General features: G+C 69.7%; 15 protein-coding genes and 1 pseudogene. 8 read left to right on the plus strand and 8 right to left on the minus strand.

The annotated features are described in order from the left end of the window. Positions 1-8: 8 nt before the first annotated feature. Positions 9-1,331, minus strand: coding sequence for an MFS transporter (locus tag BMZ82_RS32855; RefSeq protein ID WP_093781052.1), 1,323 nt, complete (start codon positions 1,329-1,331; stop codon positions 9-11). 129 nt (positions 1,332-1,460) lie between these two features. On the opposite strand from BMZ82_RS32855, the gene BMZ82_RS32860 reads away from it, so the two are divergent. Then, a complete protein-coding gene (locus BMZ82_RS32860) occupies positions 1,461-2,546 on the plus strand; it encodes a glycoside hydrolase family 10 protein (protein ID WP_093781053.1) in 1,086 nt (361 codons plus the stop codon). A 162-nt stretch (positions 2,547-2,708) separates the two neighbouring features. Beyond that, positions 2,709-4,037 (plus strand): jacalin-like lectin, encoded by a 1,329-nt coding sequence (locus BMZ82_RS32865; RefSeq protein WP_093781054.1) that lies wholly within the window; start codon positions 2,709-2,711, stop codon positions 4,035-4,037. Between the two features lie 18 nt (positions 4,038-4,055). Here the strand turns inward: BMZ82_RS32865 and BMZ82_RS32870 are convergent, their stop codons facing one another. Continuing rightward, positions 4,056-4,721 (minus strand): CatB-related O-acetyltransferase, encoded by a 666-nt coding sequence (locus tag BMZ82_RS32870; protein ID WP_093781055.1) that lies wholly within the window; start codon positions 4,719-4,721, stop codon positions 4,056-4,058. Positions 4,722-4,831: 110 nt separating this feature from the next. Beyond that, positions 4,832-5,941: a hypothetical protein gene (locus tag BMZ82_RS32875; protein WP_093781056.1), complete on the minus strand. Its 1,110-nt coding sequence runs from the start codon at positions 5,939-5,941 to the stop codon at positions 4,832-4,834. 417 nt (positions 5,942-6,358) lie between these two features. Between BMZ82_RS32875 and BMZ82_RS32880 the strand changes: the two genes are divergently transcribed. Further along, positions 6,359-6,952, plus strand: coding sequence for a TetR/AcrR family transcriptional regulator (locus BMZ82_RS32880; RefSeq protein ID WP_093781057.1), 594 nt, complete (start codon positions 6,359-6,361; stop codon positions 6,950-6,952). Between the two features lie 172 nt (positions 6,953-7,124). Here BMZ82_RS32880 and BMZ82_RS32885 read toward each other — a convergent pair whose 3' ends face one another. Then, on the minus strand, positions 7,125-8,096 hold the full coding sequence (locus tag BMZ82_RS32885) for an aldo/keto reductase (RefSeq protein ID WP_093781058.1): 972 nt from the start codon (positions 8,094-8,096) through the stop codon (positions 7,125-7,127). 164 nt (positions 8,097-8,260) lie between these two features. Between BMZ82_RS32885 and BMZ82_RS32890 the strand changes: the two genes are divergently transcribed. Together BMZ82_RS32890 and BMZ82_RS32895 are read left to right on the plus strand one after the other, a co-directional pair. Next, on the plus strand, positions 8,261-8,866 hold the full coding sequence (locus BMZ82_RS32890; protein ID WP_093781059.1) for a TetR/AcrR family transcriptional regulator: 606 nt from the start codon (positions 8,261-8,263) through the stop codon (positions 8,864-8,866). Between the two features lie 126 nt (positions 8,867-8,992). Beyond that, a pseudogene (locus BMZ82_RS32895) lies at positions 8,993-9,592 on the plus strand (Gfo/Idh/MocA family oxidoreductase); the annotation flags it as partial. Positions 9,593-9,872: 280 nt separating this feature from the next. On the opposite strand, the gene BMZ82_RS32900 reads toward BMZ82_RS32895, so the two are convergent. Continuing rightward, the gene (locus BMZ82_RS32900; protein WP_093781060.1) at positions 9,873-10,331 is read right to left on the minus strand and encodes a MarR family winged helix-turn-helix transcriptional regulator; all 459 of its coding nucleotides are present in this window, start codon (positions 10,329-10,331) and stop codon (positions 9,873-9,875) included. Between the two features lie 62 nt (positions 10,332-10,393). On the opposite strand from BMZ82_RS32900, the gene BMZ82_RS32905 reads away from it, so the two are divergent. Continuing rightward, positions 10,394-10,762 carry a VOC family protein gene (locus BMZ82_RS32905; RefSeq protein ID WP_093781061.1) on the plus strand — a complete coding sequence of 123 codons (369 nt, stop codon included), beginning with the start codon at positions 10,394-10,396 and terminating at the stop codon, positions 10,760-10,762. 193 nt (positions 10,763-10,955) lie between these two features. On the opposite strand, the gene BMZ82_RS32910 is transcribed toward BMZ82_RS32905, so the two are convergent. Beyond that, positions 10,956-11,663 (minus strand): TetR family transcriptional regulator, encoded by a 708-nt coding sequence (locus tag BMZ82_RS32910; protein ID WP_093781062.1) that lies wholly within the window; start codon positions 11,661-11,663, stop codon positions 10,956-10,958. A gap of 91 nt (positions 11,664-11,754) precedes the next feature. On the opposite strand from BMZ82_RS32910, the gene BMZ82_RS32915 reads away from it, so the two are divergent. Next, positions 11,755-12,234, plus strand: a complete 480-nt coding sequence (locus BMZ82_RS32915) for an SRPBCC family protein (RefSeq protein WP_093781063.1) — start codon at positions 11,755-11,757, stop codon at positions 12,232-12,234. Positions 12,235-12,504: 270 nt separating this feature from the next. On the opposite strand, the gene BMZ82_RS41045 is transcribed toward BMZ82_RS32915, so the two are convergent. Then, positions 12,505-12,873: a VOC family protein gene (locus BMZ82_RS41045; protein ID WP_093781064.1), complete on the minus strand. Its 369-nt coding sequence runs from the start codon at positions 12,871-12,873 to the stop codon at positions 12,505-12,507. A gap of 143 nt (positions 12,874-13,016) precedes the next feature. Here BMZ82_RS41045 and BMZ82_RS32925 point away from each other — a divergent pair, with 143 nt between their 5' ends. After that, on the plus strand, positions 13,017-14,402 hold the full coding sequence (locus BMZ82_RS32925) for a hypothetical protein (protein ID WP_093781065.1): 1,386 nt from the start codon (positions 13,017-13,019) through the stop codon (positions 14,400-14,402). Here BMZ82_RS32925 and BMZ82_RS32930 read toward each other — a convergent pair. Beyond that, positions 14,347-16,218, minus strand: a complete 1,872-nt coding sequence (locus BMZ82_RS32930; protein WP_093781066.1) for a DUF2264 domain-containing protein — start codon at positions 16,216-16,218, stop codon at positions 14,347-14,349. The two genes, BMZ82_RS32925 and BMZ82_RS32930, sit on opposite strands and share 56 nt — an antisense overlap. Positions 16,219-16,299: the final 81 nt, after the last annotated feature.

Consider the following 16,299-nt stretch of genomic DNA (forward strand, 5'->3'; position numbering starts at 1 on the left):
GGGCGGTGTCATCCCCGCCCGGCGCGCCCTACCGGTGTCGCCAGGGCCGCCCCCGCGATCAGTACGCAGGCCCCGCCGGCCAGCAGCGCGACCGGCGTGGTGCCGTGCCGTTCCGCCGACCAGGTCAGGACGGCCGCGCCGACCGGGGCCGCCGCGTACTGCACCGTCCAGAACGCGGAGGTGACCCGGCCCAGCAGCGGTTCCGGGGTCACCTCCTGGCGCAGGGACAGGGAACAGGTCCCCGCGACGGCGACCCCGGCCAGGAACACGGCGCACAGCGCGCCCACGACGCGGGGGTCGTGCGCCCGTCCCAGCCCCATGACGGCGAGCCCGCACACCGCGACCGCCGCCGTCCACGTCGGCCCGAAACCGAGCCGACGGCGCACCCGGGCCACGGCCAGCGAACCGACGACGGTGCCGAGCGCCCCGGCCGCCATGACGGACCCCACGGTGCCGTCGTCATGGCCGAGGTCGTGCTTGAGGTGGTAGATGACGAGGTCGTTCAGGCCGAGCGTGAGGAAGCTGAAGACGAACAGCAGCGCGGTCAGCGCGCGCAGCACGGGATGGCCGTACAGGAACGCCACCCCGACCCGCAGGTCCTGCCACAACCCGGCCCGCTCGCCCGGCTGTTGACCGTCCGGCCGTTGACCGTCCGGCTCCTTCGCCAGGGCGTCCGACGGTCGTAGGTCGTCCGGCGGTCGCCGCCGGATCCGTACGACGCAGAGGCAGGCCGCCGACACACCGAAGCTGGCCGCGTCGACGCCGACCGCCGCGGCCGGGCCGGTCCAGGCGGTGAGCGCGCCCGCGCACACCGGGCCGAGCACGCCCGCCGCGGCGGCGGTCGCGTTGAGCCGTCCGTTGGCCTCGGTGAGCTGCCCGGTGCCGACGAGGCCGCGGACCACGGTGACGTAGCCGACCGCGAAGAGCATGCCGACGGCCTCGCACAGCGGCAGGACGGTGTACAGCAGCCAGACCTGCGGCCCGACCAGCCACACCAGCGGGATCAGCCCGTACAGCGCCATGCGCACGAGGTCGCAGGCGATGAGGAGGCGGCGGCGGTCGACCCGGTCCACGACCGCCCCGGCGAACACCGCCGCCACGACCGAGGCGGCCCCGCCGACCGCCGTCAGCAGGCCCATGGCGGCGAGCGAGCCGGTGACCTGGAGGACGAGCAGCGGCAGGGCGATCAGGGCGAAGGAGTCACCGAGGAAGGACAGGGTCTGCGCGGCCCAGAAGACACTGAAGTCCCGTTGCTTCCACAGGGGTTGGCCGGTGCCGGGCGTGACGTCCGGTGGTCGTCGCAGTCGTCTGTTCCGTGCCTTGTACGCCATACGGCCCCCGCCCGTCTCCCGTGTTCGGCGCAGTTCCCGAAGTCCCCGGCAACCTTACGTCCGGCGGCGGCGACCCACCGGCGAAGCACCCGCGTCCTGCGCCACTCCCCACCCCCTTGAGGAGCAGCCGTGCCCCACACACCGGGAACTCACCGTCACCGCCGCCGCGTTGCGCATCCCGTCCCGCTCGCCGTCGCGGGCGCGCTCGTCGCCACGGCGGCCCTCGCGCTGCCGTATCTGACGCCGGAGGCCTCGGCCGCCACCACCCTGCGCGGCCACGCCGACGCACGCGGGGTGAGGATCGGCGCGGCGGTCGGCGACACCCCGCTGACCTCCGACGCGTCGTACACCGCCGTCCTGGACCGGGAGTTCAACTCGGTGACGGCGGAGAACGCGATGAAGTGGGACGCCGTCGAACCGAGCCGGGGCAGCTTCAACTGGGCGGCGGCCGACCGGCTGGTGGCCCATGCGGCCGCCCACGGCCAGGGCGTACGCGGTCACACCCTGGCCTGGTACGCGCAGTTGCCGTCCTGGCTGAAGAACGGCAACTTCTCCGCGGCCGAGCTGAACACGATCCTCAAGGGTCACATCGACACCGAGGTGGGGCGCTACAAGGGCAAGGTGTACGCGTGGGACGTGGTCAACGAGGCGTTCAACGAGAACGGTTCGATGCGTAGTTCGCTGTGGCAGGACAAGCTCGGCACCGGCTACATCGCCAACGCGCTGCGCTGGGCGCACGCCGCCGACCCCGCCGCGAAGCTGTACATCAACGACTACAACACCGAGGCGGACAACGCCAAGAGCGACGCCCTGTACGCGCTGGCCCAGCAACTCCTCTCCCAGGGCATGCCGTTGAACGGGATCGGCTTTCAGGCGCACTTCGAGGTCGGCAAGCTCCCGGCGTCGATGAAGGCGAACCTGAAGCGGTTCTCCGACCTCGGTCTGGAGGTGTCCATCACCGAGCTGGACGTCCGCATCCCGCTGCCCGCCTCCTCGGCCGAACTCGCCCAGCAGTCCGCCGACTACAAGACGGCGACCGAGAACTGCCTCGGCGTGCCGCGCTGCGCCGGCGTCACGGTGTGGGGAGTCAGCGACAAGTACTCATGGGTGCCGGGCACCTTCAACGGGTACGGGGCGGCGCTGCCGTACAACGAGAGCTTTGCGGCGAAGCCGGCCTACACCGGGCTGTCGAACGGTCTGGATCCGACAGCCTGACACCGGATGGGCGGTAAGCGTCTTCCCTCCGCCTTTTCCCCCCGCGTTCTCCCTCCAGCACCCACTGTTTCCTCAACAGACCTTGTGCGTCCCTCCGGTCGGCCTCAATCTGAGCTTTGTTCAACTCTCCCCCTGCTCCTCCCCGACCGGAGACACCCCCACATGAGACGACTCATCGGCACCCTCGCCGCCGGCGTCCTGGCCCTGACCGGCCTCACCACGGCCGCCGCGGCCCCCGCCCAGGCGGCCTCCGCCGCCGCGTCCGGCAGTTTCAACATCCTGACGTACAACGTCGCGGGCCTGCCCGAGGGACTGAGCTCCGGCCATCCGGCCACCAACACCCCGCTGATCTCACCGCGGTTGGGGGCCTACGACATCGTCAACGTGGAGGAGGACTTCAACTACCACGCCGCGCTCTACGCGGGCGACAACCACCCGTACCGCACCGCCACGAGCGGCGGCGCGGCCATCGGCGACGGCCTCAACACCCTCTCGGACTACGCCTTCGAGGACTTCGAGCGGGTGCGGTGGAACGCCTGCACGGGCACCAACTGCCTTACGCCGAAGGGTTTCACGCTGGCCCGGGTCCGGTTGGCCGAGGGCGTCTTCCTGGACCTGTACAACGTCCACACCAATGCCGACGACTCGGCCGACGCGCTGGCCGCCCGACGCGCCAACGTCCTTCAGTTGTCGGACTTCATCAAGGCGAACTCGTCAGGCAACGCGGTGCTCGTGATGGGTGACACCAACACGCGCTACACCCGCGCCGGGGACAACATCCGCGTCCTCGCCGACGAGAACGGCCTCACGGACGCGTGGGTCAAGCTGGTGAAGGGCGGTACCCGGCCCACCCAGGGCGCGGACGCGCTGCTGTGCCCGACGACCGCGCCGACGAACGACTGCGAGGTCGTGGACAAGGTCCTCTACCGCGGCAGCAAGCTCCTGTCCCTGAACGCGACCCGCTACAACAACGAGTGGGCGTCGTTCCTGGACTCCGCGGGCGGCAACCTCTCGGACCACTTCCCGCACACGGTCGACTTCTCCTACACCCTCAACTCGGCTTTGCGGGCGAGTGACTTCATCGGTGGCCCGCACGGCACGGCCTTCAACGACGCGGACGACCTGCCGGCCACCCCGGCCCCGCGCACGCTGACCCTGCGCGGCGGCGCCCGCCTGGACGCGGTCACGCTGACCCACGACGGCGGCACGACGCTCACCCACGGCGGCACGGGCGGTACGGCGACGTCGCTGACGCTGGCGACGGGTGAGCACCTCACCTCGGTGAAGGTGACGCAGGGTCAGAAGGACGGCCTTACCAGGATCTTCTCGGCGGCGTTCACGACGGACAAGGGCCGCACGCTGGCCTCCGGCACCGCGACGACCGACACGGCCACCTTCACCGCGCCGTCCGGCTGGCAGATCGTCGGCTTCACGGGCCGCGCGGGCGACGAGATGGACAAGCTGGGCGTCCTGTACGCGCCGATCGGCTGAGCCTCGCTCCTGCCCCGACTAGCCGGGCCCCGGCGTGGAATTGGGAGCGTCCGGGGCCGCGGCCTCCAGCTCTTCGACGCTGCCGGACATGATCGTCCGGATGTGCTCGGTGAGGTGCTCGGCGGGCCAGTCCCACCAGGCCACGGCGAGCAGCCGGGCGACGTCCGGCGCGCTGTAGCGGACCCGGATGAGGCGGGCCGGGTTGCCGCCGACGATCCCGTAGTCGGGCACGTCGGCGGTGACCACGGCCCCGGCGCCGATGATCGCCCCGTGCCCGATCCGGACGCCCGGCAGCACCGTCGCGCCGTAACCGAACCAGACGTCGTTGCCGACGACGGTGTCCCCCCGGTCGGGCAGGCCGGTGAGCAGGTCGAAGTGCTCGGCCCAGGACTTGCCCATGGTGGGGAACGGGAAGGTGGAGGGGCCGTCCATACGGTGGTTGGCGCCGTTCATGATGAACCGCACGCCGGTCCCCACCGCACAGAAACGGCCGATGACCAGCTTCTCCGGCCCGTAGTGGTAGAGCACGTTGCGCGCCTCGAAGGCGGTCGCGTCGTCGGGATCGTCGTAGTACGTGTACTCCCCGACCTCGATCAACGGGGACGTCACCAACGGCTTGAGCAGCACCACCCGAGGCTGCTCGGGCATCGGGTGAAGCACGGTGGGATCGGCGGGCACGGGCATGGCGGGCGCGTCCTTGGGGCTCGGGTCGGGAATCCGCCCATGATCGCAGCCCGAGCCACGCGAGGCCCGTGATTTCATCCCCGTGCCCTGAGCTGTGCCGATAGGTGCGATCAGACGCGGGAGACGGTTCCGCAACTGTCGGACGCGTCGCCCTCACCGACGCCCTTGCTGCGGTCGTACGGATCCTTGGTCGGACCGGTCGGGTCGGGTCCGGCGGACGCGGTCGCCCTGAACTCCGGGTGCAGGAAACCGTCGTAGACGTCACAGGCGGAGTTGCCGAGCTGCTGGTCGCGGTTGTGGAGGACCAGTCGTCCGGCCGTGACGTCGTAGTGCGCGGGGTCGGGGAGTTCGACGTCGATCACGCGCCGCACGATGGTGCGGGTGACCTCGTTCGAGCCTTCGGCGAGGCGGACGGGATAGACGAAGGTGTAGTCGGCGTGCACGGCGACACCGGCGAACTCGCCCTTCTTGAAGGTCATCCGCCCCCGCGTCTTGACCACGTCACCCACGATCCGGACTTCGTCGGGGTCGAAACGGCTGAACAGCGTCAGCGGGTCGTTCTTCTCGTCCGGGGAACGGAGGGACGTGTTCAGGTAGTTGAGAAGGTCCGGTTGCTTGGGGTCGAGCAGCGAGAGCGCCGCGGCGGGACGTTCGCCGCGCAGCGTCTTCGGGTCGAGGTTCGCACCGACCAGCAGCTTTCTGGTCAACTCCAGTGCCTGCGTGACCCGTTGCTTGGATGCCGACCCGACGGCCGTCGCGGCCGGCAGGACGATACCCGCCTCGCCATCGGCCCAACTCAGCGCCGGAGAACCGGCGAACGGCCTGTCGATGGTGGGAACCTGCTCGGGCGCGGGAGCCGGCGCACCGGTCGGAGCGGCGGTCTCGGCGGGCAGCGGCGACCCGGCGGCGACCTCCGGCTCCCCCATGGAGAACGGGTCGCCGGGCAGCAACGAGGGCTTGATCGACACGACGACGACACCGAGCGCCAAGGCGACTCCGAGTACGGACCACAGTTTTCGCCGCCGCCCGGCGCGTCCGTCCAACTCCCGCGAGGCGGGCCCGGTCCGCCACCCCTCCGGCTCACCCTGGCCCCGCAACCGCTCGGTGACCATACGGGCCCGAGCCGAGGGCTCCTTCGGCGCGGACGCGGCAGCCCCGCGCTCGCTCTCCTCGACGAACGCCCGCCATTCGTCATCGGATATCGGCGATCTGTCAACCACTGCTCTGCGCGCCTTCCTGTGCTGCGACGTTGTTCTGCGAGGCGTCTCGCGGGGTCATCCCAGACCCGCGGGCGGCGGATCCGACCCTCGGTTGGGATTCTGCGGAACGCCTCCTGACGACCCGCCAGCCCCACCCGAACGCCTAACGACCGTACGGGACTTGGCGGTCTCCCGCACGGCGAGGGTCTTCGATCCCGCAGACACGGAAGCGGAAGCGGAACTCTCAACGGAAACAGAGCTCGCGGCCGAAGACACCTCTTCGGCGTCCTTCCTCACTGGCGAAACCTCACCCCGCACCACCCCCCGGCGTTGCGTCGCGGCACGTTACCAGAGCACGCACCCGCCCTCCCACCTGCGAAAGCCCTAAGATCCGGCCCAGTACCTCCACCACCCCCGAGCGCACACAAGGCGGTTCCCATGCCACGAGTCGGCCTCACCACCGACCGCCTCGTCGAAGCCGCCGCCGAACTGGCCGACGAGGTCGGCTTCGACAACGTCAGCATCTCGGCACTGGCCAGGCGCTTCGGAGTCAAGGACGCGAGCCTGTACTCGCACGTCAAAAACCTCCGAGAGCTGCGCACCAGGCTCGCGCTGCTCGTCGGCGGCGAGATGATCGACCGGATCGCAGCGGCCGTAGTCGGCCTGGCCGGCAAGGACGCGCTGGTCGCCTTCGCGAGCGCCTACCGGGAGTACGCCCTACAACACCCGGGACGGTACGCCGCCACCCAGATCCGCATCGACCAGGACCTAGACCAGTCCCTGGCCGCCGAATCCCCCACCCCACGCCGCACCGCCGAAATCACCTACGGCCTACTCCGCGCCTACAACCTCACCGAACCCGACCTCACCGACGCCGTCCGCCTGCTGCGCAGCACCTTCCACGGCTACTGCATCCTGGAGGCAGGCGGCGGCTTCGGCGCCCCCCGGGACGTACAACGATCCTGGGACAAGGCGATCGACGCCCTGCACATGGCACTCACCCACTGGCCGCGAGAGAACGACCCGGAGTAGCCGACACCACGTCCCGCCATCACGAACTGGGCGGTTCGCACGGCGAGTTCACCACCAAACTTCGCCCCTGGCCGCCGAGCAGGACAAGTCGTACGCCTCCCACAGGAACCGCGCCTACCTGCGCCGGCGCGGATTGCGGATTAGTGTCGGGCCGAGGCTGAGCTGTCTTCGATCAGCGGTCGATAGCGGCCATGTTGTCCGCGTCGTAGCGCTCGCCGGAGGCCCGGGGCAGGTCGTTCAGGCGGGCGATGTGGCCGGCAGTGAGCTCGATACGGTCGGCGGCGGCATTCTCCTCCAGCCGGGCGACTCGCTTGGTGCCGGGGATGGGCGCGATGTCGTCCCCCTGGGCGAGCAGCCAGGCCAAGGAGACCTGCGCGGGCGTGGTGTCGATCTCGGCGGCTACGGCCCGGACCTCGTCGACGATTCGCAGGTTGCGTTCCAGGTTGCCGTCGGCGAAGCGGTGGTTGGTGCGGCGCCAGTCGTCGGTGTCGAGATCGTTCAGGGAGCGGATGTCGCCGGTCAGGAAGCCGCGGCCAAGCGGGGAGTACGGCACGAAGCCGATACCCAGTTCGCGCAGGACGGGCAGGATCTCGGCCTCCGGGTCGCGGGTCCACAGGGAGTATTCGGACTGGACCGCGGTGACCGGGTGCACGGCGTGAGCGCGGCGGATCGTGGCGGGGCCGGCCTCCGACAGGCCGATGTGGCGGATCTTGCCTTCGGCCACCAGTTCGGCCAGTGCGCCGACGGTCTCTTCGATGGGCGTGCCGGGGTCCACCCGGTGCTGGTAGTAGAGGTCTATGTAGTCGGTACCCAGGCGCTTCAGTGATCCCTCCACGGCCAGGCGGATGTTGGCCGGAGTGCTGTCCGGAGCCGTGCCGCCGGTATGGGAGACCAGTCCGAACTTGGTCGCGAGCACGACCTCGTCTCGGCGCCCCTGCACGGCCCGGCCGATCAGCGTCTCGTTGATGAAGGGGCCGTACACCTCAGCGGTGTCGATATGGGTGACCCCGAGGTCCAGAGCGCGGTGGATCGTGCGGATCGACTCGTCGTCGAACTGGCCGGCGCCGGTGTAGAACGCCGACATTCCCATGGCTCCGAGACCGATGCGCGAGACCTTGAGGCTGCCGAGCAAAACGGTTTTCATGGCGCGGACTTCCCTTCCCGTCAATCAAGTACCGGTCCATCAAGTACCGGTCGGTACAGAACCGTAGCACATCAAGACCGATCGGTACTGAACTGCGTTCGTCACGCTGGGCAGGATGAAACCGCTGGTCAGCATAGATCTGTACCGAGAGGTACGCTTGTGGCATGAGTAACTCCGGTAGGGCCGTCATGGGTCGGCCTCGAGGATTCGACGTCGACCAGGCACTGGAACGCGCGATGCGGGTGTTCTGGGCGCGAGGGTACGAAGGTGCGAGCCTCACTGAACTGACCGGCGCCATGGGGATCACCAAGACGAGCATGTACGCGGCCTTCGGCAACAAGGAGCAGTTGTTCCGCAAGGCCCTCCAGCGCTACGGCGCGGGGCCGGCCGCCTATGCCGCGCGCGCCCTGGAGGAGCCCACCGCACGGGCCGTGGCCTTGGCGTTCCTCCGTGGAGCGGTCTGCACCACGACCCCTCCCGACGGCCCCTCCGGGTGCCTGACCGTGCAGGGTGCGCTGGCGTCGAGCGACGAGAGCCGGGCCGTCCACGACCTGCTTGTCGACTGGCGCAACGGCGCGGGGGTCCGCCTCGAGGAGCGCTTCCGGCGCGCCGTCGACGAGGGTGATCTTCCGCGCGACGCCGACCCTCGGCGTCTTGCCCGGTTCATCATGGCGATGGGTTTCGGCATCGCGGTGCAGGCCGCCAACGGCCTCGGCCCTGCTGAGCTCGATGAGATCGTCGACACGGCGTTGCTCGGCTGGCCCGCATAGCGGCTGCACCCCTTCACTCGCCCTGGTGAGCCTTTTCTCCGCGCATGAGGGCCGTGACGGTGCGGCAAAACTTCGGTACCGTCCGGAACGGAAGTCCGGAACAGAAGTGTCGAGCAGCATCGAGAGCCGTCGCGAAACACCGACCGCGGCCTCCACCGCGAGCTCGGGGCCACGATGCTGACCATCGCGTTCGGACACGCGATCGACCTGGTGTCGATGGTCGTCGGCGAGCTTCAGGACGTGGTCGCCACGACCGCTACCCGGCGCCGCCAGGTTCCCCTCGGCCGCACCGGGCGGGTCGTTGCGATGACCGCCGAGGACCAGATCGCGATCTCGGGCACCGTGGCGGGCGGGGCGATCCTGTCCGTCCACCACCGTGGAGGCGCGGCATCGGGTGCGGGGTTCTCTCTGACCATCGACGGCACGGAGGGGAGACTTGAGGTGACCGCCGCCGAGTTCCCGCACATCGGTCCGGTCACAGTGCGTGGCACACGCGGCGGCGGTCGGCCTACGAAGATCACGTTGCCCAGCGGCTACGACGACTATCCCGGCCTGGCCGGAACAGCGATCCACACGCTGGTGCACGCCTACGCCGCGATTCGGGACGACCTCGTCCACGGAACGGCTGTCGCCCCGGACTTCACCCATGCCGTCAAGCGTCACCGACTCCTTGACGCGATCGCACGGTCCGCCGCCACAGGCCGACGAAAAGCCCTCCGTCCTTAGGCGCGCAGCCAGTCGACTTCGCCACATCGGCCCTTGCCATGTGTGCCGGCGTACTCGGCCGCACGCCGACCGATCGAGAGCGGACACGAGCGAGCGTGGCGTTCGGCGCGGCAGAACCCGGGGTTTCCTGTGTCCCCTATCTCCTGAATATGTGAATTCAGAGTATGTGAATTCAGAGAGCTGTCGGTTTTCGAGGTCGCCTGCAACCGATTTTCACGCTCGGCCGCGCTCCTGGCCGCGCTTCTGTCAGGGCGCGACGAGACGTGCGCCGAGGAACGAGCTATGCACCGTCGCCGCCATCGCGCAGGGAATGAATCATGCTCTGCAGGATCCGGAACGCACCTGACTGCTCGGTCTCGGTCATCCCGGCCAGCATTCTGACCTCGACGGACCGGACCGCCACGGTCGCCTTGGCCAGGCTCTGCCGACCGCGAGGCGTGAGCCGCGCGGGAAGAACCTTCCCGACGGGCGCCTCCGCAGGCCTGGTCACGTAGCCCTCTCGTTCCAGGTTCTGGAGCAGCACGTTCATCGACTGCCGGGTCACGAACGCGCCCCGCGCGAGCTCGGAGTTCGACAAGCCCGGCCGTTGAGCCAGCAGCTCGAGGCAGGAGTAGTGCGTCACGCTCATCCCGAGTGGCCGCAGTACTTCCTCCATGGCTACGCGCAGGGCGCTCGAAGCCTCTTTCAGCAGGTAGCCCAGCGATTTGTCCAGGTCTACGCCAAAACCGTTTTGACTCATGTCAGGATTCTGACATACATTGAGCCATGTCAGGAATCTGACACGAGACAAGGAGCATCATCATGCCCGCCACCGGCCCCGACTTCATCTCACTCCAGGCGCGCGACCTCGACGCTTCGCAGGCGTTCTACGAGCAGTACCTCGGCCTCGTCCGCTCACCGGCCGGACCTCCGCACGCCGTCGTCTTCGAGACGAAGCCGATCGCGTTCGCACTCCGCGACATCGTTCCCGGCACCGATCTCGCATCCGTCGCCCAGCCCGGCATCGGTGCCGCGATCTGGCTCCACGCCACCGACGTCCAGGCCATCCACGATGCTCTCGTCGCCGACGGCCACACCATCGTCTCCGCGCCGATCGACGGCCCCTTCGGCCGGACCTTCACCTTCGCCGACCCCGACGGCTACCAGGTCACTCTCCACGACCGCGCCTGATACGCCCGACACCACCGGATGATCACCGGTCCCCTGAACGCGAGCGCCCACGCACACGCCTGCCGGAGCCCGAGCCGGCAGCCTCGCCGAAGGATCGCACCAGCCCACCGGGCGACGTGCCGCTGTTTTGCCCGGTGCACGCGGTGCGGATCGCTCGCCCTCGCGGATCGCACGCGATCCGAGTCTGAGCATGTCAGCGCGTCGGAGCGGCGTCTTCGAGTGAGGCCAGGCCAGTGTCGATGAGTTTGGCCGCGCGGCCGACGTCGGCGGTCACCGCCTCATGGATCTGTGCCGGCGTGCGGGCGCCGTCCAGATGCTTCCCGAGGCTTTGGAACTGGATGGACCACAGTCCGAGCAGGGCAGTTGCCGCGATCCGCGGCTCCGGGTCGTCCGGTTCTCTGTGCGTGCGCTGGGCCAGCACCTCGGCCGCGACGGTGACGAGCCGGTCGGTCATGTCCTGGTGGTAGGCCCGCAGCGAGGGTGTGGACCTGGTCAGTGCACCGAAGCGCCTGATCGTGGCAGCGGCCTGGCAGGGGTCCTCCTGCGCGGCGATCCAGGAGGTCATGGCTCGCAACTCATCGAAGAGGATTCGCAGCGCCACCTCGACCGGAGAGTGGTCCGTGTCGGCCAGGACAGCGCGCAGGTTGGCCAGCGTGGTCTCGCCCCGGTCCAGGATGAGCGATTCCTTGGTGGGGAAGTAGTTGAAGACCGTCTTCTCCGAGACTCCGCACGCCTGGGCGATCTCCGACACGCGGACGGCGTCGAAGCCGCGCTCCAGGAACATCTCGGTCGCGGTGTCGGACAGGCGTTGCCGCAACAGGCGCTTCTTGCGCTCCCGCAGCCCCTCGGCCTCGGGCTCCGCGGGCTGCGGGTGCCATGCCGTCCAGTCCACCGTGCTCATGACGACAGAGTAGTGCAGCGGGCGGAATATTACTGCTACTGTAAATTTTCAGTAGCTGTAAATCCTGCACTCGACCGCCTCGGGAGCACCCATGAGCGCCATCCACATCGTTCGTGACTACCCGCACTCCCCTGCCAAGGTCTGGCACGCCGTCACCGACCCCGGGCTCATACCGCTATGGACCGCGACCGGGGCCGGGGCACGCCCGGAAGGGTTCACCACCACCGTCGGTGCCCGGTTCCAGTTCATCGCGAAGCCCAAGCCCGGCTGGAGCGGCATCGTCGACTGCGTCGTACTGGAGGTGAACAAGCCCCGGCTGCTGCGCTACTCGTGGACCGACCATGGCGGCGGCGAGACAACCGAGGTCGCCTACTCCATCGAACCGCATGGCAGGGGAACGCGCTTCACCTACGACCACACGGGCTTCACGGGGGCAAGCGGGCTCCTGATGACCCAGATCCTGGGGCACGTCCGGCGGAAGATGCTGCGCGTCGGCCTGTCCGCGGTGCTGAACGATCTCGACGAGGACGGCAAGCTCCGCCCCGGACGTACCGTCAAGCCCAAGACCTGACTCTCTCGTTGAGCAACCTGTGCGCGCATGACCAGGCCGCCCGAGGGTGTCACGCCGTGGAGCTCGGTGCAGGCCCGACCCCCGAGGACGAGCTACGCGCCCCATACCGGCCGCGCGAGCACTGAGGCCGAGGCCGATGCATCGATACCCCGGTACCCCCGAACCCCTCCGTACCCCCTACCCCATCCGCCCCGGTCGGCGCGATCTGTCGTGTGCCGACCGGGGTGTCCGTCGCGCGCAAGCCCAGAAGGCTTCCCGGAGGGGGAGTTGTTATCCGGCCCGCTCCCCCGCGCTGCGCTCCACGCAGAACTCGTTACCCTCCGGGTCCGCGAGGAGGGCCCACCCCGTGCCGTCGGGCTTGCGGTGGTCGGCGACCAGGGTGGCGCCGAGGGTGAGGAGGCGGTCGACCTCCTCCTCGCGGGTGCGGTCCTGGGGCTGGAGGTCGAGGTGGACGCGGTTCTTCTGGGTCTTGGGCTCCGGGACGGTGACGAAGAGCAGGCCCGCGCCCTCGATCAGGGCCTCCGGGTCGCCCGGCTTGTCGTCCTCGTGGAGAGGCAGGCCGAGGACCTCGGACCAGAAGGCACCGAGGGCGTAGGCGTCGGAACTGTCGATCGTCACATGACGGATGGCAGAAGTCATGCACGGATTCTTGTGGACACCTCTCGCACACGGCAACGGAGATTCCTTCCACCCCACCAGCCACACCCATCCCCGTCCTCATCCCCATCACCATCACCATCGGGGCGCGGCAACCTTTTCCTCCCCCGCGGCAACCCCAGGTCATGACTTCTGCACCACGCACCACGCACCACCGCCGTATCCGCACCGCGCGCAAGCCCGTGATCGGCGCTCTCGCGGTCGCCGGGCTGCTCGCCGGCGCGTGGTGGGCGTCCGCCGGGGCGGCGACGACCGCCCCGAATCTCGCCCCCACCAGCACCGCGGTCACCCTCGCCACCGGGTTCCCCTACCTGTCCGCCGGTTACAACGGCACCCGGGAGTGGACGCGGACGGCGACCGCGGCCGCGCCGAACGGCACGCTTCGCGTCGCCTGGCCCGCGGCGGACGGTGTCCATGTCACGCCGCTCACCGCCGCCGGGGCGCGCTCGGGGGCCGACACGGTCGTCAAGGGCGCCAAGGAGGTGGGCGGACTGGTCGCGCACGACGACGGCTTCGCGCTGCTCACGCGGGTCGCCGACACGAACAAGTGGAAGGAGACGGCCGCCGCGATCGTCCGCTACACGGGCGGCAAGCAGACCTTCCGTACGAACCTCACCGGCACCGCCTCCCAGGACACCGCCCCGCTGCTCGACGGGCAACTCACGTGGAACGGCACGAAGTACGGCGCCTACTTCGTCGTGCACGGCGCCGGCGGCTTCGCCGACGGTCACTACGGCGACAAGATGGCGTATGTCAGCGGTAAAGGGGCGAAGTCGAGTGGGGGGTGGAGCTGGGGTTGCAGCCACAACGAGGGCATCGCGCTGCACGCCGAGACCTCCGGCGCCTTCACCTCCCTCTGTTTCGACGACTGGCGCTCGGGGCTGTTCGTCTCGACCGGGATCGGCGCTCCGGACACCGCGCCCGTGGTGCAGCGCGAGCAGTGCTGGGCCGGGTACTGCGGCGGCACGTTCCCCGGCCGCACCGGCGACCTGGTGAAGTCGTCCACCGGCCGTTACGTCACCGCCTTCGCCTCTCGCGGCGCTGCCTCGGCCAAGAAGAACCCGGCCGACTCCAGCGGTCGCGGCTGGACGGTGACACCGAGGACGAGCACACATCAGGTCGCGCTCGCGTTCATGAAGGACCGCAACTCCGGTCCCGGCAAGGCCGTTTACCTCACCAGCGCGGTCGGCACCGAGAACGTGAACGTCCACGTCGCCCCGTACGGCAAGGACCGGCTCCTCGTGTCCTGGGATTCCCTGAAGACCACGAAGTGCACCAGCGGCACCTGCACCGGCACCTTCACGGGCACCCACTTCCGTCTCGTCGACTGGACCGGCAAGGTCCAGAGCGCGGACAAGGTGGTGACCACGCGTGTCACCGGAGACATCGCGGTCCTCAAGGACGGCACACTGACCTGGGCATACGCTCCCGTGGCACCGACCTACGCGACACCGCTCACCGGAGCTTCACCGACCACGAAGACGCTGCGGATCGCCCGTCTGAAGCCGTGACACCCGTGACGCCCGTGACGCCCATGACGCCCATGACGCCCATGACACCCGTGACGCCCGTGAAGCGGAAACGGCTCTCCGAACCCGTCTCCAGCCAGCGGACGTTCAGGTCGTACGACGCACCCTGAGCGTTGCCGCCAGCCGGCACCCTCTGCACCTCCACCGACACCAGTTCCCGGAGGGGCAGAGGGTCCGGCTCGGCGGTGAGACGAGCCAGCGCGACGAAGAGAGTCGCGGGACCACCCCCTGTAACACCGGTGCCACCAACGCCGCCAGGCGACGGGAACGTTCCCGTCAGCCCGTGCACAGGCACCAACTCCGCCCGCTCACCCCCGCCCCCGCCCTCGCCCTCGCCCGGCACCCAACCCGTGACCCGTACCTCCGTCCCCGGCTCCGCGCCGGACACGAGGTGGGCCCGTACCTCCACCGCCCCCTCGGCCACCACCAGGCTGACGACCTCGGCTCGTCCAGAACTCAGCACGTGCCGTGAGGCCGCCCAGCCCTCCCCCACCCCGAGCGGGACGATGCCCTCGCGGTGCGCGTCGCCGCCGACCGTGACCGCGTTGTCCGGGGGCGAGCCGGTCGGACGCGTCACCGTCGAGTACGCGAACCGCGTGTAGTACGGGTCGTAACGGACGTCCTCGCTGCCGTGGTTGTGCAGGCGTACCAGGCCGTCCGAACTCGTCGACTGGAGAAGCCAGTTGGGGGCGGCGAGCGCGATGACCGCGTCGCCCCGCTCGGCCGGTCCGGCCAACTCCCGCGCCGTCCACACCTCGTGTTCGGGCGGCAGGAGCAGGCCGAGGAAACCCTTGCTCGCCCAGTAGGGGGAGGCGGGTCCCGAATAGCCTTGCAGGACCGACTCGTCGGGGCCGTGCCAGCCCAGGGTCAGCAGGCCTCGCTCGTCGACCGCGTCCCGTTCCAGGAAGTACTTCAGCGCGCCCGAGGCCAGGCGGCGGGTCTCGCCGGGGTCCAGCGGGGTGTGGCCGGTCAGCGCGCCCAGCCACAGGGGGGCGGTGGTGGCGAAGCGGTAGGTGAGGGAACGGCCCTGGTGCAGGGGGGCGCCGTCGGCGCCGAACAGGCGGGCGTAGTCGGCGAGATGGGCGTCGAGCCGGCCGCCGTAGAGCGCGAGCAGGTCCGGGTCGTCGGCCAGCCAGGCATGCAGGACCGGGTAGAGGTGCATCGCCCAGCCGTTGTAGTAGTCGAAGGCGCGGCCGGGGCCGTCGGTGTACCAGCCGTCGCCGACGTACCACCGCTCGATACGCTCCAGGCCACGGTCGATCGCCTTCCGCGAGGCCTCCGGTTCGTGGCCGACCGACTCCAGGAAGCCGCCTACCGTGACCGGGAACAACTCCCAGTTGCAGGGCCAGGGTTCGGCGGTCAGCGCGTCGCCGAGCCAGGTGGCCGCGCGCTGTCGGACGCCGTCGTCGAGGCGGTCCCAGAGCAGTGGGCGCGTCAGTCTCAGCGCGAGGGCGATCGACGCGGCCTCGACGAGCGGCTGACTACGGTCCCCGATGCGGGGCCAGACACCGCAGACCCCGGCCGCGAGACCGTCCGCGTACCGTTCGAGCGCCGTCTCGTCGCGGCGGAACGCGGCCAGCAGCAGCGTGCGGGCATAGCCCTCCAGGCCGTCCGACAGCCGGCCCGACCAGCTCTCCCGGCCGCCGGGGAAGTGGTCACCGGGGAAGTGGTAGAGCGCGCGGTCCTCGGTGGCGTACGGCTCCACCGCGGCGAGGAGGGCGTCGGCGGCCGCCTCCCAGTGGGCGCGGGTGTAGCCGGTGCGAGGGCTGCGGTCGGAGTCGGGTGGGGGCAGGTGCATCTGCTGTTTCTTTCCTTACGCGGCCGATTCCAAGCCTGGGTCCGGGCCCGGCGAAGCCGGAACCAGGGCCAGAACCTGGGG

The organism is Streptomyces sp. yr375, assembly GCF_900110755.1.
GTDB lineage: Bacteria > Actinomycetota > Actinomycetes > Streptomycetales > Streptomycetaceae > Streptomyces.